Consider the following 18,565-nt stretch of genomic DNA (forward strand, 5'->3'; position numbering starts at 1 on the left):
CAATTTTTAGTTCATTATTTATTCTCACTTATTCCTTTGTTAAGTTCCTGGCTAGCTAATGACTTAATAACTAAGTAACCGGTATTAAATGCCAATCTTGTCATCTCTATGATACAAGCTGATAGTAGCAGCTACCACGGCATATGCAGGCGCCAGCACCCAGCCCAGGAACGGGATCAGGTGCATGAGATAAAAGACCATACCATTGCCAATGGCCAGGCCCTTATGTTTACCAATAAACGCAATGCTTTCAGAAGGCGACAGCTTATGGCGTTCGCAGCTGTAATCGAGCATTGAAAAACCATAATAATAGCATTCCACCAGCAGGGTGGTTACCGGTACTACCCAGCCCACGATGGGAATAAAAGATAGTATCAACAGGGAGACGGTATAAACCGTTTGCCACAATGTGTTTCGCAAAGCCAGCCTGATGCCGCGGAAAATATCGGCCAGCAGCTGTTTTAAACTAAAAGGAAAATCTTTGCCTTCCATAATGGATTCGGTCTTTTCGCTCAGGTACGCAAAAACCGGCGAACCTATAATGAGGAAAAGATACTTGAACAGGGAGAAATAGAACAACATCATGATCAGCCGCACCATAATTTCGCCCATCAGGAACAGGAAACTCAGGATGGGACTGCGTTGCTGATGCAGCCAGCGATCGATGCCCAGCCAATGATTGAAAGCGGAAACTACCTGGCTCGAGGAGGTCCAGAAAAAATACATGCCTGCCAGAAATAACAAGGTATAAATGATCCCCGGCACAATGATCCATTTCCAAAGCCGGTGCTCTCTTATAAAGCGGTGTGCCCGGGCGTATGACTGAATGGCTGTAACGATTTCTTTCAGCAAGTTTTATAAATTTGATTTTTTTGCTAACTATTGTTGGGCGGGCTCAAACTTAGTAAATATTTTAATTAGGGCGTGGAAAGTGAATCTGTAATCACAAAATTTTGAGTATAATACATGCTTATTTGTTGTTAAAATGTCAATAAAGGGGTAGATGAAGAAACTGGATAAGGATTTCTATAATCGTGCCGATGTAGTGAAAATAGCAAAAGAATTGATCGGCAAAGTGTTGGTAACGCAATTTGGGCAGGTTATAACGTCGGGCCGTATCGTAGAAACCGAAGCATATGCCGGCGCCATAGACAGGGCTTCGCATGCTTTTGGCGGCAGAAGGACCAACAGAACAGAAGTAATGTACCAGCCGGGCGGAATGGCGTACGTATACCTTTGTTATGGCATTCATCATTTATTTAACGTGGTAACCAATCAGAAAGACATTCCGCACGCGGTTTTGATCAGGGCAATAGACCCGCTGCAGGGCATCAATGTCATGCTGGAAAGGACCGGCAAGAAAAAAGCCGATTATACGTTAACCAAAGGGCCTGGCAATGTATCGAAAGCGTTGGGTATTCATACAGGTCACACCGGCTGGAATTTGCTGGAAGATGAAATATACATTGCTTCGGATGAGTTTGCGCCTGCAAAAAAAGATATCATAGCCACCCCGCGTATAGGGGTTGATTATGCCGGCGAAGACGCCAGGTTACCCTACCGTTTTATTTTGAAGGACAATCCATATGTGAGCGGAAAAAAGGCGGAACGCTTAAAATCGAACGCTTAAGGCTGTTTTCGCATGTTGAGATGGCCGTTAACAGACACGCAACCTTTGTTTTGAACCGCTGGGTGTAAGCTTCAGCCTTTAGCTTTTGGCTGCCCTGCGCCTTTAGCTTTCAGCCTTCAGCCTTTAGCCTTGAGCCTTCAGCCTTTAGCCTTTAGCCTTGAGCTTTTATAATATTCCATAAATATCGATCAATTGAAACCCATCAGTAAAAACGTTCGTAATCAATTGGCCCTCGGGGCCGGCCTGATCCTGTCCCTGGTATTTTTTCTTGCAAATCCGTTTCACTTCGACGATAAAGCGGCCAGGGTACTGGCTGTTGCTGTTTTAATGATCACCTGGTGGGTATCGGAGGCCCTGCCGATGCCCGTAGTGGCGCTGATTCCCCTGGTGTTGTTCCCGCTAATGAATATCATGCCCATTAAGGAAGTATCAGCCGGTTATGCCGACTCAAATATCTTTTTGTTTATGGGCGGCTTTATGATTGGTTTGGCCATTGAAAAATGGAACCTGCACAAACGCATTGCGCTTACTATTGTGAATATAACCGGCACCAGCGGCAACCGTATTGTGCTGGGTTTTATTCTGGCCACCGGGTTATTGAGTATGTGGCTGAGCAATACGGCTACTACCATGATGATGTATCCCATCGCCGCTTCCGTAATATCTGTAATAAAAGACAACCATAAAGGCAATGCCCGCCTCGATAACCTGGCCATCTGTATCATGCTGGCCATTGCTTATTCCAGTAATTTCGGCGGAATCGCTACCATCGTAGGCACGCCGCCCAACGTAGCATTTGTAAGTTTTATTAAAGAAAAGTACAATTATACCGTACAGTTTGCCGACTGGATGCTGATCTGTGCGCCGCTTTCCCTCTTACTGTTATTCTCCCTGTACTTTGTAATGACCAAATGGTTATATCCCTCCCGGCTGGGAGGTGATGGTGCCACGAGGGATCTCATCAAACATGAACTGCAGCAACTGGGTCCGCTCACGACCTCAGAAAAAAGAGTGCTGATCGTTTTCGTTTCTACAGCGCTGTTATGGATCACCAAAGACCTGATCAATGAGCTCAAAATAGTAAAACTCGATGATACCATGATCGCCATGGCAGGCGCCCTCGCTTTATTTATGTGCCCGGCAGGCGAAAACAATAAGGAAGGAGGCAGGCGGAAGATCCTCGACTGGGCCGATACATCTAAAATGGCATGGGGTATCTTGTTATTGTTTGGCGGTGGTATTGCACTGGCAGGTGCCCTTGAAAAAGCCGGATTGATAAAACAATTGGGGCAGTGGATCGCCGGATTCTCGGGTAGTGGCGGCCTGATGCTGGTGTTTATAATTGCATTGGTGTCATTATTCATCAGTGAAGTAATGAGCAATATTGCCCAGGTAATTGTATTCTCCCCGGTGATCGGCGGTATTGCCGACGCCATGCATATAAATCCCATCCTGTTAGGATTGCCCATGTGCCTGGGTGCCAGTTGCGCCAGTATGATGCCCATGGGCACGCCTCCCAATGCCATTGTGTTTGCCAGTGGTCATATCAAATTCAACCAGATGGTAAAAGCAGGATTTGTGATGAATGTGATCGCGGTTATCGTGATCACCTTGTTTTGCTGGTACCTCGTTCCTGTATTGATGGGATTATAAAGCATTACCGGGTCAGGCTCCTCAGTATAGTGGAAACCGGCCCGCAAAATGTGCGTTTAAAAATGCGGACAGGGGATGCCTTTATTGCCTGGCGGGCGTTTGATAAAGATGAGCGATATCTCGATGCCGCCACGGCTTTGTGAAGCCGCTTTCAGGCTGGAAATATTTACATCATACGAAGCGCCCAGCCTGAACCCGCCAAACTCAAGACCCAGGTAGGGAATGAGGGCATCGTTAACGTTATTGAAACGCGTCCATACACCTGCATAAAAATTAGTAGGATTTTCTTCATCCTCGTTCATGTTGAAACCAACAGCACCGCCTGCTACAATATTGGTAGCGCCAGCCTGCCGGCTGAATAATGAACTTATATACACGGTGCGGGTATTGTTTGCCAATGGAATGGCGCCGCCAGCGTGTACGGTTAAACGGGGATTCAAGGTATAAAAGATATCGCCGGTAAATGATTCCTTGGGTTTATTCAGGTGATAACCGGCAACACCGAGGTAGTAGTTGTTATAGCCGTCAGTAGAACCATTAAAGAGGGCACCTACTGAAAGATCAAAATAGCTGAGGTTGATCTGGCGATCATTTACCGATTCGCCGCTGGGGTTGGTCCAGCCACCAAACTGATCCAGCTCATCTTCAAAATGCAGTTTGGTGCCATCCAGCCGTTTGGTATTATAGGTTCCCTGGAAACCAACACCTATCGAGTTCAGTCCGTCCTCATCGATGCCTTTATGATAAGAGGTGGAAACAGATAGTAAGTTAGTGGATAGGATACCGTTAGCTGTTTTATCTGTCATTGCCAGCACCCCTACTCCCCACGTATCCAGCTCGGAGATCCGGCTGCGTAGAATGGGTGCGTCAAAAGATACTGTTGAGGTAACAAATGCCTTACTGATTGCGGGCCATTGATCCCGGTAATTGCCAGCTATGCGGAAATCGCCATTGAATTTACCGGTCAAAGCAGGATTAAGTGTAAGGGGGGAAACGAAGAACTGTGAGAAATTGGGGTCTTGCGCTGCAGCTGTCTTCAACAGGGTGCAAGCGACTATTGCAATATAAAATTTCCTCATCCGCATAGGTTTCGAGTCTTATAACAAAATACGAAAAAAAACGACATGTCTGAATTTAAAACGGTACAATCAGACATTAAATTTTCGCACAGCGTTGCCCTGAAAAAAAAGATTTATCTTAAGTGTAGATTGTTTTTACTGAACTCGTTGATCACAGGAAAAGAATCCGGGAAAATGGTGCAAAACCACTGACTACATCTGCACTTTGGTACCGAATGCGAGGTCGCCTGCATCTCCCAATCCGGGAACAATATAGCCTTTAGCGGTCAGTTCCTCATCGATGGCGCCGCACCAGATCCTTACATTCGGTTCGCTTCGCTGCACATATTCGATACCTACTGTACAGGCGATGGCGACCACCACATGAATTTCGCGCGGATGTCCTTCGTCGCGCAAATATTGAATGGTCTTTACCAGGGATGACCCTGTTGCCAACATGGGGTCTGAGATGATCATCACCCGGTTTTCAAGCTCGGGGCAGGAAATATAATCAAGGCTGATCTCGAAGCTGCCATCGAGCTGGTGCTTGCGGTACGCCGAAATGAATGCATTGTCGGCCTTGTCAAAAAAATTCAGTAAGCCCTGGTGCAAGGGTAATCCCGCCCGCAGAATAGTGGCCAGTACCGGTTGTTCCCTCAGCACCTTACATTGTGAGATACCCAGCGGCGTTTGTACTTCTTTCTCCTCATACGGCAAATGGCGGCTGATCTCATAAGCGGCTATTTCACCGATCCGCTCCAGATTACGCCTGAAACGCATGCGGTCCTGCTGGATCTGAACGTCCCGGATCTCACTGATCCACTCGCAAACCAGTGAACATTCGTTGCTTAGGTTAATAACCATTTATAAGAGTTTTGGATTTTGGGTGGCGATAGCTGAAATTTGACGGGCAAATCTATTCTAAATATTCTTTTTTAATACCAGAAATCTACCAAACGCTATGATATATCGGGCAATTGGCATAATGAGCGGAAGTTCTCTCGACGGATTGGACATCGCTTTCGTTGAATTCCACGAAAGTGCAGGTAAATGGCAATACGAAATCAAGGCGGCAGATTGCTACCCGTATTCCGAAGAATGGGTGAAGAAGCTCAAGAACGCCATTCACCTTAACGCATTGGATTATCATCTTTTGCACACCGAATACGGCCATTATATCGGGGAACAGGTGAACGCCTTCATTGCCCGTCACCACCTGCAATACCAGGTGCAGCTGATCGCCTGTCATGGCCATACTACTTTTCATGTGCCGGCGAAAAAAATGACCGGCCAGTTGGGCGATGGCGCCGCTATAGCCGCCGTTACCGGTATAAATGTGGTCAGTGATCTGCGGGCCATGGATATTGCCCTCGGCGGCCAGGGCGCTCCTATTGTGCCCATTGGCGAGAAATTTTTATTGGGTAACTATGCGTTTTTTCTCAATCTGGGCGGAATTGCCAATATTTCTTATAACCATCCCGAAAAATACATCGCATTCGATGTTTGTCCGGCCAACCGGGTCATGAATATGCTGGCGCACGATGCGGGCAAACCTTTCGACGAAGGCGGACAAATTGCAGCTTCCGGAAAGCTGCAGGAAGGGCTATTGACAATGCTGAATGACCAGGAATATTACAGCATGCCTTACCCCAAGTCGCTGGCCAATGATTTTGGCACTGATGTTTTGTATCCATTGATCAAGAGCAGTGGCGTTTCTACACGCGATGCCATGCGCACGATGGTAGAACACATTGCCCGGCAGATCAGCCAAGCTATCTTAAATATGCTGCAGGAGCTGCCACAGCCTGCAGATGCCGGTGCACCGGTCAAACTGCTGGCAACCGGCGGAGGTGCCCATAATCATTTTTTGATGGAACGTTTGCAGGCCGTGTTAACGCCGGCCGGCGTAGAAGTGGAGCAGACTGACAAGATCCTCATTGATTTTAAAGAAGCGCTTATTATGGCGCTGATAGGCGTTCTGCGCTGGCGCGAAGAGAACAATGTGCTCGCTTCGGTTACCGGCGCTTCGCGCAGCAGCATCGGCGGCGCCGTGTGGATAGGGCAGGAAGCATAACCCCGACCCCTAAAGGGTGGGAGCGAGTTAGCCATTATTATCGTCTGCCGTTTCCGGCGGGAAATAAGTATATTTAGCTTATCGATGGTTCTATCGATGCAAAAGCCTTATCATGACCAGAGTCCTTACTTTATCCTTAACTATTCTCCTGCTGTTATGGGCCAATTGCCCGGCCCGGGCGCAAGCCGCTGCCCGCGAAAAAAAATACTTTAATCAACTGCAGAAGACCTTCGATGAGCAACAGGCCTACAACACGGTATGGTTTGTGGAACAACGCTGGCGCCTGGCCGGTAACAGTGGCTTCAATGAAAGCATTTACCATGTGGAAAAAATACTGCAACAGGCAGGATATAAAAAAGAAACCAATGGCGAAGCAACGGGAACGCTTACCTATCGCATTGAGAAAAGACCCATGAAGCGTTTGACCTGGGAGCCTGTTGATGCCCGTGTGTATATCCTTGGCGAAAAGGAACCGCTGCTGCAATTCAAAACCAACCGCAATATGATCGCCATGTATTCGGCTTCTACACCTGCAGCCGGTGTAACGGCGGAACTGGTGTATGCAGGCAGGGGGTCTGCCGAAGAGCTGGAAGGGAAAGACCTGACAGGCAAAATTGTAATGGCGGAAAGCAGCATTGGCGGTGTATACAACAATGCAATGAAGAAGGGCGCGCTAGGAGCAATGGCTTATTCAATGCCGGCTTATAATCAACCCGCAAAGTATATCAACTCCATACAATTCCAGGGAATCGGTTATACAGATTCAATCAATCAGAAATGGGGTATCCTGTTATCGTATGCAGCAAAAGAAAAACTGAAAGCGGCGCTGGCAAAAGGTCCTGTTTTCGTAAAAGTGGTGGTAAATACCAGGATATATGCTTCGGAAGAATTAACACTGGTGGCCAATGTGCGCGGCAAAACGCGTCCAGCGGAACGGTTTGTATTCAGTGCACACGTGCAGGAGCCGGGCGCCAATGACAATGCTTCAGGGGTAGGGGCGCTGGCCGAAATGGCCCGAACAACAGCCGCATTGGTGAAAAAGCGAAAAATAAGGCCGCGACGCACGCTTACGTTTTTATGGGGCGATGAGATCGTTTCTACCCGCCGTTATATCCAGGATGATTCCATCAGGGCCAGGGGCATAAAATGGGGACTGAGCCTCGATATGGTGGGCGAGGACATTCAAAAGACCGGCGGCACCTTCCTTATAGAAAAAATGCCCGATCCTTCGGCTATCTGGACCCGTGGTAATGAAAAACACAGTGAATGGGGTGGAAGTGTGTTGAAGGAATCAGAAATGTTCCCGCATTATTTTAACGATCTGCTGTTGAACCGGTGTTTGTTTGAAGCAAGCAATACCGGTTGGATAGTTCGTACCAATCCGTTTGAGGGTGGCAGTGACCATACGCCTTTTCTGGCCGCCAATATTCCCGGTTTGCTGATGTGGCATTTTACAGATGTTTTTTATCATACCGATGCCGACCGGCTCGAGATGGTATCACCTGCAGAAATGAAACATGTTGCCAAAAGCGCGCTGGTGACCGCTTACCTGCTTGCTACTGCAAACGACAAAACCGCAGCAGCACTGATCAAAGATATTACCCGGAATGCTTTACAACGGCTGCGAACAGAATTTGAACTTAGCCAGAAAGCCGTGCAAACAGGAGGTGACAAAGCAAAAGAACAATATATCCTGCAAGTGTGGAGCGATTGGTATGTAAAGGCATTGGCAACGGCTATGGATATTCCTGCCAGGAAGCCCGGCCAGCGGGTTCGGCAGGCTATTGTGGACGGACAGAAACTGGTTCAGGAGCAGGCGGCTTCTTATATGTCGGGGCTGTAGTCATACAGTAGACCAGTTAAAGTTTACAATTGAAAGTTAATAGGCAATAAAGTTGATTACTGATGAACACCAAAAAAAGCATCCCGATAACCGGAATGCTCTTTGCTAACTTACTATTTGATAGTTGAATGACTGGACGCGGTTGATTATTTCAGCTTGTTTACCACAGTTTCTTCAACATAAGTATGACTTCTGTTGATTGTGTATACTTCAGTAGTATTGTTCTTTTTAGATCTAACTGAAACGTTCAGGGCAGTATCTCCGAAATCTTCGCTTTTCAGCATAAACCGTTTGGTAATATTGGCGCCTTTGAATTTATCGGTGTACAGCACATTGCCGGCTTCATCGCGGAAAGTTACAATGAACTCATCATCTTCTGTATTGGTAAGGTTCAGTTCGAATACAGGTTGGTTTTCCATGTTTCCGATGAACTTCAATTCTGTCGTATGTTGTTTTTTGCCTCCGTCGTTAGCCAGTGTTACGGTTGAAAAACCTACGGTTAAAGTGATTAATGTGATAAGAGAGATAGCATAATTAACTGCTTTCATAGTTGTAATGTTTATATATGTACTTCTTTGTTAGGTATTCGTTGTATGGAGACAATCGCGGGGCAGGCAAAGCGTAGAATTTCAAGAGCTGGCAACGTAATTTTACGAGAGTTACACCGTTTGTTGGTGTTTGTTGCGTTTCATGATGCAAACATACATCGGCTTTTGGGTTTCCGAAAATCAACTAAAGGCCTTTTTTAGGATGGTTAAGGGCCCATTGAAAAGTTAAAACCCGCTGTGGTAGCGGGTTTCATGGCAATTCGGTCATGATGTCCAACCGTTATTCACGTGTTGAATCTTTATTTTTTCAGCATCTTGATCTTACGGTTTCCCCCACCTATAACATACATACCAGGCTGTAAATGAGATACATCAATTCGGAGCGTGTTATTTACAGCTGGTAATGACCGGTATAAACGCTTTCCGTACAAATCTGTAAGCGTTAACTCTTCACCGGCCGTAATGCCGGCTACCTGGATAAAGGAATTAAACGGATTCGGATAACATTGTACACTTGTATAACCCCTTTGTTGGAAGGGTTGAACTGTTGTATAACGGATATCTCCTGATGCGGTTGTCATCTTCAGCCTGTACAATGATTTGCCGGGTAAAGGATGGGCATCCCTGAAAGTTAACAGAGACGTAATATTGTTCTTTATTGCCGTACCAGGTAAGGCCTCCCATGTTTTGCCATTTGCAGATCGTTCAATGATGGCTGTAACGTTGTCGTCATTTACGTTCGATTTCCAGGACAATAAGGCCGATTGGTTTGAACCATTGGCCACGCGAAATTGAATAGCGTGCGCGGGCAATACGGTAGGATCCATATAATAAACGGTCACGCTCATGTGATCAATCCGCGCAGAAGGGAATATACCTAATAACCCATTGATGGCTGCCGAAAAGGAAATGCCGAAGTTGCTGCTGTTAATGTCGTTTGGCGTCCAGCTGGTGCCCCAAAGGTCATTTGTATTGCCGTAAGAGGTGTAGGTGTCTGAGCCGGGCCATGATGTACTTTGGTCTGCCTGGTTGGTGCCCGTAAGCACGCCGTTCTTAATGATCTGTACATTGTAGTCGGTTACAGAAGTAAGATTGAGCACCACGTCGGTGGCGCTTTTGGCAACATGTACTTCTATTCCGCAGATGGTAGCAGCGGTGGGAATGGAGAAGCCAAAATCAGTGGCTTGTAAATGTTCTGTTTGGCCGCTAAACAAGCTCAAAACTGACGAAGCGCTGGAACGGCTGTTGTCATTGGCAAGAACATTCGATGGATTACTGAACGAAAAGTCGCTACCCGGAAATGAAGTACTTGTTGAAGCGCCCGGACTGTTGGGACCTGAAGCAACACATTGTGCCCTGGTAAATGAAGTGATGAAAAGAGCGCAAAGTAATGGCATGGCAATCTTATTGCCGTGAGGTACGGTTACTGGATACATGATTAATAGGGTTAATGATAAATGAGTTCCTCTTTCTCTCTTTAAACCTGTGACACACGGAACTATAAAAACCCCAAACAGATAAAGATGAATCAGTAGCCGTTGAAAAAAGTATACGTATTAAGTGATATATGTTATTGTTTATAAGTGTTAGTGCTTATTCAACTATAAAGTACATTTTATAAGGGATTTGCCTTTAAATGCCTAATACCGTCTTTAATTTGGCGTAACCTGTCTTGCTTACAGGTACCTGCGCGCCGGTCTTCAGTTGTGCCAGAAAATTTTCTTTTTCGTATGGGTCAATGCGGGTAACCAACTGAACATTTACGATATAAGAGCGATGGGTTCTTACAAATTGCTGGGTGTTCAACACTTTTTCAAAATGACCCATGGTCTTGTTTTTCAGAAAGGCGCCTTCTTTCGTGTGGATCTTTACATAATCATCTGCCGCTTCCAGGTAATGCACATCATCGATGGGAATGATCTTGATCTTGTTGCCGGTCTTTACAACGATCCGTTGATTTTGCTGCGGACCCTGCGCGGCTGTTTCCAGCAGTTCGCGGGTATTGCTGCCGGTGATTGATGCATCACGTTCATGTAGCCGTTCAATGGCTTTATCAAAACGCTCCTGGCTGAAGGGTTTCAACAGGTAATCTACTGCGTGGCTTTCAAATGCTTTGATAGCATATTCATCAAAGGCGGTGGTAAAGATCACGGCCGGCGGTTGCTCAACCAGCTCCAGCATTTCGAACCCGTTGATCTTGGGCATTTGAATATCCAAAAAGATCACGTCGGGCTGGTGCTGCATAATTGCCTTAATGCCTTCAAAGCCATCGTTGCATTCCTGTACTACCGTTATGGAAGTATGTTGTTGCAGGTATTCTTTTACAACCATCCGGGCAAGGGGTTCATCATCTATAATAATGGCTTTTTTCATCTGGGTGTATTTAAATAAGATGTAATCAGTTATGTGGTACAAAGTTCGCGATCAGCTATGCAGGCTGAGGGATTTTTATAACAGTGGTAAACTGGTTATTGGTATGGCTCGTGGCCAACAGATCATTGCGCGCAAACAACAGGTATAAACGCCGCTGTACCGAACTCAATCCAAATCCGGTTCCCTGTTTGGGTGATGAGGTCTCGGGGTCGAAGGGATTTTCTATGGAAACCACCAGGTAATTGTTTTCGCGTCTGGCGGCCAGTTGTATGGTTACGGGTTCAGTGGTATCATACAAGCCAAACTTGATGGCATTTTCTACAAGGGGTTGCAACAACATGCTGGGTAATTGCAGTTTGCCTGTTGTTGCATCACTTTTTATCACCGTATTCAACCGGTGTCCGAACCGCACTTTTTCTATGTCGAGGTATAACTGTAAATGTTGTAATTCATCGTCCAGGCTTATCCACTGGTTATCTTCTTTCTTTAACGTTCCCCGCAAAAACTCAGAGAGTTGCTGAATCATTTTGCGGGCCTGTGCCGGTTGAATGGTTATCAGGGCGCTGATGGAGTTGAGGCTGTTAAACAGAAAATGCGGTTGCAGTTGCTGCCGCAATTTGTACAGCTCTGCTTCCCGCGCCAGTTTTTCTGCATCGGTTTTGCGGTGTTCGCTGTCTTTCTGTTCATCTAGCGTATAGTACAGTTCGCTGATGAGGGCCATGCACAGGATGATCAATAAAGCGATATCGAACCGGATGGGCATGAATTTGTCAAGGAATTGCAGGTATTCGGTTTCATTAGGATAAATGTTGATCATGGCATATTTCACTATAGCGCCCCAAATCCCCGCTTTGGCTGCGCAAACAATGATAATATAAATATACTTTCCCTTTTTGGGCCGGTAATACCGGAGGTTGTTGATAACGATGATGGCAGTTGATGCCAGCAAAACATTGCTCACCAGGCTGTCCATGGCCGATACATACCAGGCAAATCCCCAGTCATGTAATATTTTGATCTGCATCAGCGACCAGGCCAGCCAGGCTGCTGCAAACAGAAGCTTATTTTTTAAGGTACCTAATGGAGATGCTGCCACTCGCTAAAATTTTTTTGTCTCTGATTGGTATCGTCAATTCACCTGCGTCAAGGTTAGCGTTCCGCGTTCCGCGTTCTGCGTTCCGCGTTCCGCGTTCTGCGTTTTGCGTTCCGCGTTCCGCGTTCTGCGTTCTGCGTTCCGCGTTTTGCGTTCCGCATTCAGCGTTCAGCGTTCAGCGTTTTGCGTTCAGCGTTCAGCGTTCCGCGTTCAGCGTTAAAATAACTGCAAATATTTGTGTGTATTGCTTGCTTTAATATGAGCGGCTTTTTTATGCACCAGGTCCATATACACGCCGGCATCATCAGTCTCCTGTATGCGCGAATACAGTTCGGCGCCATCGATCAGGGCTGATATTTTATACAGCTCACAAACATTCACAAATTGCCAGCTGACCAGTTTTTGTTGTTGGTTCAGGAACATTTCCTGTTCCTGCTCCCCAATGGCTTTTGCTTTATCGAATGCCTCGTTTTCGTCAGCGGCCTGTACCAGTCGTAACTGCTCATCAAACTGTGCCGTGTGGTCGCCTTCACCACAAACGATCCTATACACTATTTTTGCCAGAAACCAGTTCATAGACTAATTTTTTAATGGTTGGGTGTAACTAGTATTATTAATAGCTTTTTATTTCAATGCCACCGAAGAAAGTAGTGCCATTCAGGATGACCACTTTGTCTTCATCATAATTGGTTTGGGGAGGGCGTTTGTCTTCAATGCCGCCAAAAACGGCAACCACTGTATCTGAGCGTATCTGCCAGTGTGGGGGAACAATCAGCTTGGCGCCGCCGAATATCTGCACCATTTCAATAACTATCGATCCGTTGAAATCTGCCTGCGATAAATTGATCTCTGCGCCGCCAAAGATGGACACAATGTCGCCGCCTTTGAATTTTTTTGAATACACCAGTTTTTTAACACTGCCAAAGACGGTTACTACATCGAGCCAGTTATCGCCGTTTTTTCTTTCCGTTTGACGTGCAGGTACTACCATTGATTCAGGCTGTTCAACGGTTGGAATATGCTCTGTAAGAGGTGCCTGTTGCTCGTGCTGACCGGCCTGGTCCTGCTGCCAGTGCCCCTTGTCATGCATTTCCCTGTATTTATTCCAGTGTTCATGCCACCGGCGGTGACGGCGCGGGGCCAGGATGATGATCAGGCCCAGGGCTATGATAACGACCGGCCAAATGAACAGGTGTATATTAGTATCGGGCCAGATGATCTGCAGTAAGAACACCGTGCCTACGCCACAGATCACCACCCAACCCGGGTCGCGAAACGCATTGCCGGCGCCGGCCAGTAAACCGAAAGCAACGATGATCATAGGCCAGGTAAATAGCCAGGTGGGAAGGGGAACCCCAAAAGCTCTTAACAGCAGCAGGGTACCAATGCACAGTAACAGCAGTCCGGCCAGCACGCTGCCGCTTCTATTAGGCCTTTTAAAAAACTCTTTCCGGTGAGCTTTTCTAAAGGCTTTCCGCTGTTCCCTGAGTGTATTGTCGCGCATCGATTAATAATTTTACACAAAGCTATCCCAGCGCGCGTAGTAAGACAAGCGCCCACCGCCAGACAGAATGTATAAGTCGGTAAAACCGGATTTTTTACCGGTGAAAATCGCAGGGCCGGCATTTACCGGTATGGCGGTATTCGATTATCACATTATCAAATTATGACATCATCACATTATCTCGTTAATATTCCGGGATAACTTACTTCTGATGCGGCTGAGCGTTTCCAGGGTCATTCCAAGGTAAGAAGCTATAAATTTTAGCGGCACCCGGTTCAGCAGATCGCTTTTAGTGGCTATAAAATGTTTGTATTTGGTGGTGGCTTCCATCAAGCGGGCAATGAAAGCTCTTTCTTCTGCATCGCGATAATAGGTCTCCAGTATTTTCCGCCCTACGATATTCGCTTCCGGAAAATGATCATAGAGGTATTGCAGGTCCTCCAGGTTCAGGGCCGAGAGCTCGCAATCTTCCAGAGCCTGGATATTTTCGCGGGCTGGTTGCTGTAAGCCAAAGCTGGTGATGCTCGTTACGAGTTCCTGTTCTCTCGAGATCCAGGTAGTGATCTCTTTCAGGCCTTCTTTTACATAACTGCGCAGAATTCCCTTTCTGATCAGGTAGATGCTGGAGCAGGTGCTGCCGGCGGCAACAAGCAATCCGCCTTTGGTTAACTGGCAGGGATAGGCTTTTTCGTTTATGAATGCCTGGGCTTCCGGACTAAGAGGGTATATAGATGTAACAAAATTCGTAAAGGGTGAATCGGGAATTGCAGCTTTGGTTAACCATTGTTCCACGCCATGCGTCGGGTTTACTGTTGATGTTGTCATCATGTAAGGTTTTTTGGTTCTGAATTGGCTGTACGGTAAAACCTTCTTGGCTTCAGAGGTAAGGCGCAGGTATAAGTAAATGGACGTGCTACTAAAGATAATAAAGATTTTTAGTTTATCGGGAATTATAATATGTGACTTTGGGCAGCACATTCAGTATAAACTGGAAGTGAACAGCGAAATTATATTTGGGCATTTGCTTTTGTTTAAATAAATTGTAATAAATTTAAACAGTTGGATTCGTTCTCTATTTCGCAGCTGCAACAGTTCTCTGGTATCAAGGCGCACACGATCCGTATCTGGGAGCAACGGTACAACGCCCTGAAACCAGGCCGCAGCGAAGGGAACACCCGGTATTACAGCGGAGAGCAGTTAAGGCGCCTGTTGAATATTGTAAGTCTGTTAAATACAGATATGAAGATCTCGGAGCTCTGCGCCCTGTCTAACGAAAAGCTGAACCGGTTGATCGAAAAGCAGGCCGCCGTGCAGCCCACTGATCCGGAATATGAATTCTATATATCGCAGATCGTTGCGGCCGCTCTTGAATATAATGAGATCCGTTTTGATAAAGTGTTTTCCAATGCTTTACTGCGGTATGGGCTGAAGGATGCTTACATATATATTGTTTATCCTTCGCTCAACCGGCTCAGCCTGATGTGGTCTACCAGTACGCTGGCGCCGGCCCAGGAACATTTTATCACCGGATTGTTCAGGCAAAAGTTCCTCGTGGCTGCCGATGCCCTGCCCGTTCCAACCGCTGCCGCTGCCGGTAAAGACGCCTGGTTGCTGTTCCTGCCTGAAGATGAATTGCATGAACTGGGCCTGCTGCTGGCCAATTACCTGTTACGACAAGCCGGAAAAAAAGTTTACTATCTTGGCCCTAACCTTCCGTACAACTCTCTTGTAGCTGCCGTGAAAGCGGTTAAACCAGCCAATCTTTTATTCTTCCTGGTTAGAAAAAATGATCTGGAAAACGACCAGGAATTACTGACGCAGATCAGTCAGCAGTTCCACCACCTTAACATTTACATGGCCTGTGATGTAGCGCGCACTATCGATCTGAAAAAGCCAAAGAACTGTGCCCTGTTGCATGCAGTGGACGATCTTTTGGCTGTGCTGGAAAAGTAGTGTTTAAATAAGTCGTTTAAAGTTTAAACAATACCTGATGACAATTGGCATCATAGGCGCAGGCTTTGCCGGACTGAGCGCTGCCTGTTATTTATCTGCTGCCGGGCACGAGGTTCATGTTTTCGAAAAAAATACCGTTGCCGGCGGCCGGGCGAGGCAGTTGCACACAGCCAACGGTTTCATATTCGATATGGGACCCAGCTGGTACTGGATGCCTGCTGTATTCGAAAAATTTTTTAATGACCTCGGTTACCAGGTCAACGATCTGTACCAGCTCCGGTTACTGGATCCTGCATTCGAGATCGTATTCGAAAAGAAAGAGACCCTGGTAGTTCCCGGTAATGTTAACGATTTGCACAATCTTTTTGAATCCATAGAACCCGGCAGCGCCCGGGCCTTATCCAGGTTCCTGGCAGAAGGAGAGCAGAAATACCGCTTTGGTATGGAGCAGCTTGTATATAAACCGGCGCTCTCTGTAACCGAATACCTCTCGGCCAAACTTATCTGGAAAAGTATGCAGGTAGATGTATTCCTTCCATTTAGCAAACACGTCAGAAAATTCTTTTCCGATCCCCGGTTGATCGCATTGATGGAATTCCCCGTTTTGTTCCTGGGCGCCAAACCTGCCGAAACCCCTGCCTTGTACAGCCTGATGAACTACGCGGGCTTACAACTGGGCACGTGGTACCCGCAGGGCGGATTTGGAAAAGTAATAGACGCTATGCAACAGGTTGCAGCAAAGAATGGCGTGGTGTTCCATTTCAATGCGAACGTTGAAAAGATCATCTCATCCTCAAACAAGGTAACCGGGTTAAAGGTAAATGGTAAAGCAATCCCTTTTCACGGACTGGTTGCTGCGGCTGATTATAATCATGTGGAAGAAAAGCTGCTGGCTGCCGATGAAAGGAATTACAATGGCAAATACTGGAATAAAAAAGTGATGGCGCCTTCCTGCCTCATCTTTTACCTGGGCATTGATAAAAGGCTGGCCCGCCTGAAACATCATACCTTGTTCTTTGATGAGCGCCTCGATGAACATGCCCATCAGATCTACGGGGACCCTCAATGGCCCGACAGGCCTCTGTTCTACGTTTGTTGCCCTTCTAAAACAGATGACACCGTAGCACCGCCCGGCCATGAAAATCTTTTCCTGTTGATGCCCGTCGCCGCCGGCCTGACCGACAATGAAGACACACGTGCAAAATATTATTCCATCATGATGAACAGGCTCGAGGATTTTGCCGGCGAATCCATTCACAATCATATAGTGTACAAGCGAAGCTACTGTATAAAGAATTTTATAAGCGATTACAATGCATACAAGGGCAATGCATACGGATTAGCCAATACTTTATCGCAAACGGCTATCCTGAAGCCAAAGATCCGGAACAGGCAGCTAAAGAATCTTTTCTATGCAGGTCAGTTAACCGTGCCAGGACCAGGTGTGCCACCTTCCATTATTTCAGGCAGGATAGCAGCCGGATTATTAGATAAATACCTAACAAAAAAGACGCATGAAATATTTGTTTGACCGGGTTTCTATTGCATGCAGCAAGCATACAACCAAAACGTATAGCACCAGTTTTTCACTGGGTATCCTTTTTCTGGCCAGGCATATCCGGAATCCCATCTATGCCATTTATGGCTTCGTGCGGTTTGCCGACGAAATTGTCGACAGCTTTCACGGCTATAATAAGAAAGAGCTGCTGGCTGCTTTCAGAAACGATACGAATACCGCCTTACGCGATGGTATTTCGCTCAACCCTATCCTGAATGCGTTCCAGGCCGTGGTTCACCGGTACGGTATCCATCAGAAATGGATAGATACCTTTCTCGACAGTATGGAAATGGACCTCTACTATCAAACGTATACGGAAGACAGCTATCAAAAATATATACTCGGTTCTGCAGAAGCCGTAGGTTTAATGTGTCTATATGTTTTTACCAACGGCGATACCAGGTCTTACGAAAGGCTAAGTCCCTACGCTATGAGATTGGGGGCGGCTTTTCAGAAGGTTAATTTTTTGCGCGATGTGCAGGCTGATAACCTCGAGTTGGGCCGCACTTATTTTCCCTCGGTTAATCTGCGTAATTTTTCAAAAGCAGATAAAGAAAAGATCGAGCGGGAAATTGAAGAGGATTTTTTAGAAGCATTGAAAGGTATTAAGATGTTGCCGGCAAGTTCCAAGAAAGGCGTGTACCTTGCATATTACTACTATTGGGTGCTCTTCAAAAAAATAAAACGGTTACCCGCTGAAAAGATCCTACACGAACGCATCCGTATCCCCAATTATCAGAAACTGGTGTTAATGCTAAAATCGAATGTGAAGTACCAGTTGAACATTTTTTAAGATCATAATAATAATAATTGAGTATGGTAATTGTAAATATCCTCATCGTTTTGCTCGCATTTGTTGGTATGGAAGCAGTTGCCTGGTTCACCCATAAATATATTATGCATGGGTTGTGCTGGTTCCTGCATAAAGACCATCATCGTAAGGAATCAGCGGGCTTTTTTGAGCATAACGATTTCTTTTTTTTAGTATTCGCCTTACCGGGCATCGCCGGTTTATACTGGGGTATGCAGAATAATTATAACTGGGCTTTCTGGGTTGGACTGGGCATTACGCTATATGGCCTTGCCTATTTCCTGGTGCATGATGTTTTTATCCACCAGCGATTCAGGCTTTTCCGGAATACCAATAATGCCTACTTCAGGGCTATACGCCGGGCACATAAAGTGCACCATAAACATCTGGATAAAGAAGAAGGAGAATGTTTCGGAATGTTATGGGTGCCATTTAAATATTTTAAAAAGACCGTACAGGCACAATAA

Annotated in this window: 18 protein-coding genes; 8 read left to right on the forward strand and 10 right to left on the reverse strand. The window is 46.3% G+C overall.

The window, feature by feature from the left end:
- Positions 1 to 84: 84 nt before the first annotated feature.
- Complete coding sequence (locus JUB15_RS08130; RefSeq protein WP_207511959.1) at positions 85 to 852, reverse strand: EI24 domain-containing protein; 768 nt, start codon at positions 850 to 852, stop codon at positions 85 to 87.
- Between the two features lie 151 nt (positions 853 to 1,003).
- On the opposite strand from JUB15_RS08130, the gene JUB15_RS08135 reads away from it, so the two are divergent.
- Both JUB15_RS08135 and JUB15_RS08140 read left to right on the forward strand, forming a co-directional pair.
- Complete coding sequence (locus tag JUB15_RS08135; RefSeq protein ID WP_207511960.1) at positions 1,004 to 1,630, forward strand: DNA-3-methyladenine glycosylase; 627 nt, start codon at positions 1,004 to 1,006, stop codon at positions 1,628 to 1,630.
- 192 nt (positions 1,631 to 1,822) lie between these two features.
- The gene (locus JUB15_RS08140; RefSeq protein WP_207511961.1) at positions 1,823 to 3,283 is read left to right on the forward strand and encodes an SLC13 family permease; all 1,461 of its coding nucleotides are present in this window, start codon (positions 1,823 to 1,825) and stop codon (positions 3,281 to 3,283) included.
- Positions 3,284 to 3,339: 56 nt separating this feature from the next.
- On the opposite strand, the gene JUB15_RS08145 is transcribed toward JUB15_RS08140, so the two are convergent.
- Positions 3,340 to 4,362: a PorP/SprF family type IX secretion system membrane protein gene (locus tag JUB15_RS08145; protein ID WP_242696241.1), complete on the reverse strand. Its 1,023-nt coding sequence runs from the start codon at positions 4,360 to 4,362 to the stop codon at positions 3,340 to 3,342.
- Between the two features lie 192 nt (positions 4,363 to 4,554).
- The gene (gene upp, locus JUB15_RS08150) at positions 4,555 to 5,205 is read right to left on the reverse strand and encodes a uracil phosphoribosyltransferase (RefSeq protein WP_207511963.1); all 651 of its coding nucleotides are present in this window, start codon (positions 5,203 to 5,205) and stop codon (positions 4,555 to 4,557) included.
- 121 nt (positions 5,206 to 5,326) lie between these two features.
- Here upp and JUB15_RS08155 point away from each other — a divergent pair, with 121 nt between their 5' ends.
- Both JUB15_RS08155 and JUB15_RS08160 read left to right on the forward strand, forming a co-directional pair.
- Positions 5,327 to 6,415: an anhydro-N-acetylmuramic acid kinase gene (locus JUB15_RS08155; protein WP_242696242.1), complete on the forward strand. Its 1,089-nt coding sequence runs from the start codon at positions 5,327 to 5,329 to the stop codon at positions 6,413 to 6,415.
- A 112-nt stretch (positions 6,416 to 6,527) separates the two neighbouring features.
- Positions 6,528 to 8,258 carry a M28 family peptidase gene (locus JUB15_RS08160; protein ID WP_207511965.1) on the forward strand — a complete coding sequence of 577 codons (1,731 nt, stop codon included), beginning with the start codon at positions 6,528 to 6,530 and terminating at the stop codon, positions 8,256 to 8,258.
- Between the two features lie 146 nt (positions 8,259 to 8,404).
- On the opposite strand, the gene JUB15_RS08165 is transcribed toward JUB15_RS08160, so the two are convergent.
- The 7 genes from JUB15_RS08165 to JUB15_RS08195 all read right to left on the reverse strand — a co-directional run bounded on the left by JUB15_RS08165 (position 8,405) and on the right by JUB15_RS08195 (position 14,604).
- Positions 8,405 to 8,806, reverse strand: coding sequence for a hypothetical protein (locus JUB15_RS08165; RefSeq protein ID WP_207511966.1), 402 nt, complete (start codon positions 8,804 to 8,806; stop codon positions 8,405 to 8,407).
- A gap of 299 nt (positions 8,807 to 9,105) precedes the next feature.
- Positions 9,106 to 10,242 (reverse strand): T9SS type A sorting domain-containing protein, encoded by a 1,137-nt coding sequence (locus tag JUB15_RS08170; protein ID WP_207511967.1) that lies wholly within the window; start codon positions 10,240 to 10,242, stop codon positions 9,106 to 9,108.
- Between the two features lie 196 nt (positions 10,243 to 10,438).
- On the reverse strand, positions 10,439 to 11,179 hold the full coding sequence (locus JUB15_RS08175; RefSeq protein WP_207511968.1) for a LytR/AlgR family response regulator transcription factor: 741 nt from the start codon (positions 11,177 to 11,179) through the stop codon (positions 10,439 to 10,441).
- A gap of 55 nt (positions 11,180 to 11,234) precedes the next feature.
- Positions 11,235 to 12,275 carry a sensor histidine kinase gene (locus tag JUB15_RS08180; RefSeq protein ID WP_207511969.1) on the reverse strand — a complete coding sequence of 347 codons (1,041 nt, stop codon included), beginning with the start codon at positions 12,273 to 12,275 and terminating at the stop codon, positions 11,235 to 11,237.
- 213 nt (positions 12,276 to 12,488) lie between these two features.
- Positions 12,489 to 12,848: a DUF4288 domain-containing protein gene (locus JUB15_RS08185; protein WP_207511970.1), complete on the reverse strand. Its 360-nt coding sequence runs from the start codon at positions 12,846 to 12,848 to the stop codon at positions 12,489 to 12,491.
- A gap of 37 nt (positions 12,849 to 12,885) precedes the next feature.
- Entirely contained in the window at positions 12,886 to 13,776 is an 891-nt protein-coding gene (locus JUB15_RS08190) for a LiaF transmembrane domain-containing protein (RefSeq protein ID WP_207511971.1), read from the reverse strand.
- A gap of 171 nt (positions 13,777 to 13,947) precedes the next feature.
- On the reverse strand, positions 13,948 to 14,604 hold the full coding sequence (locus tag JUB15_RS08195; protein WP_207511972.1) for a Crp/Fnr family transcriptional regulator: 657 nt from the start codon (positions 14,602 to 14,604) through the stop codon (positions 13,948 to 13,950).
- A gap of 231 nt (positions 14,605 to 14,835) precedes the next feature.
- Between JUB15_RS08195 and JUB15_RS08200 the strand changes: the two genes are divergently transcribed.
- Genes JUB15_RS08200 through JUB15_RS08215 form a run of 4 tightly spaced genes read left to right on the forward strand, consistent with a single transcriptional unit; the run spans position 14,836 to position 18,565 of the window.
- Complete coding sequence (locus JUB15_RS08200; protein ID WP_207511973.1) at positions 14,836 to 15,729, forward strand: MerR family transcriptional regulator; 894 nt, start codon at positions 14,836 to 14,838, stop codon at positions 15,727 to 15,729.
- A 37-nt stretch (positions 15,730 to 15,766) separates the two neighbouring features.
- Complete coding sequence (gene crtID / locus JUB15_RS08205; protein WP_242696243.1) at positions 15,767 to 17,260, forward strand: bifunctional phytoene desaturase/3,4-desaturase; 1,494 nt, start codon at positions 15,767 to 15,769, stop codon at positions 17,258 to 17,260.
- Positions 17,244 to 18,080, forward strand: a complete 837-nt coding sequence (locus JUB15_RS08210) for a phytoene/squalene synthase family protein (protein ID WP_207511974.1) — start codon at positions 17,244 to 17,246, stop codon at positions 18,078 to 18,080. Before crtID ends, JUB15_RS08210 begins: the two co-directional genes overlap by 17 nt.
- 23 nt (positions 18,081 to 18,103) lie before the next feature.
- Positions 18,104 to 18,565: a sterol desaturase family protein gene (locus tag JUB15_RS08215; protein WP_207511975.1), complete on the forward strand. Its 462-nt coding sequence runs from the start codon at positions 18,104 to 18,106 to the stop codon at positions 18,563 to 18,565.

The sequence above is a fragment of the Longitalea luteola genome (assembly GCF_017356035.1).
In the GTDB taxonomy this organism is placed as follows: domain Bacteria; phylum Bacteroidota; class Bacteroidia; order Chitinophagales; family Chitinophagaceae; genus Niastella; species Niastella luteola.

Coding starts and splice junctions, on each gene's coding strand:
- JUB15_RS08135 (WP_207511960.1), top strand. CDS start 1,004: ATGAAGAAACTGGATAAGGATTTCTATAATCGTGCCGATGTAGTGAAA.
- JUB15_RS08145 (WP_242696241.1), bottom strand. CDS start 4,362: ATGAGGAAATTTTATATTGCAATAGTCGCTTGCACCCTGTTGAAGACA.
- upp (WP_207511963.1), bottom strand. CDS start 5,205: ATGGTTATTAACCTAAGCAACGAATGTTCACTGGTTTGCGAGTGGATC.
- JUB15_RS08155 (WP_242696242.1), top strand. CDS start 5,327: ATGAGCGGAAGTTCTCTCGACGGATTGGACATCGCTTTCGTTGAATTC.
- JUB15_RS08160 (WP_207511965.1), top strand. CDS start 6,528: ATGACCAGAGTCCTTACTTTATCCTTAACTATTCTCCTGCTGTTATGG.
- JUB15_RS08165 (WP_207511966.1), bottom strand. CDS start 8,806: ATGAAAGCAGTTAATTATGCTATCTCTCTTATCACATTAATCACTTTA.
- JUB15_RS08170 (WP_207511967.1), bottom strand. CDS start 10,242: ATGTATCCAGTAACCGTACCTCACGGCAATAAGATTGCCATGCCATTA.
- JUB15_RS08175 (WP_207511968.1), bottom strand. CDS start 11,179: ATGAAAAAAGCCATTATTATAGATGATGAACCCCTTGCCCGGATGGTT.
- JUB15_RS08185 (WP_207511970.1), bottom strand. CDS start 12,848: ATGAACTGGTTTCTGGCAAAAATAGTGTATAGGATCGTTTGTGGTGAA.
- JUB15_RS08190 (WP_207511971.1), bottom strand. CDS start 13,776: ATGCGCGACAATACACTCAGGGAACAGCGGAAAGCCTTTAGAAAAGCT.
- JUB15_RS08195 (WP_207511972.1), bottom strand. CDS start 14,604: ATGATGACAACATCAACAGTAAACCCGACGCATGGCGTGGAACAATGG.
- crtID (WP_242696243.1), top strand. CDS start 15,767: ATGACAATTGGCATCATAGGCGCAGGCTTTGCCGGACTGAGCGCTGCC.
- JUB15_RS08210 (WP_207511974.1), top strand. CDS start 17,244: ATGAAATATTTGTTTGACCGGGTTTCTATTGCATGCAGCAAGCATACA.
- JUB15_RS08215 (WP_207511975.1), top strand. CDS start 18,104: ATGGTAATTGTAAATATCCTCATCGTTTTGCTCGCATTTGTTGGTATG.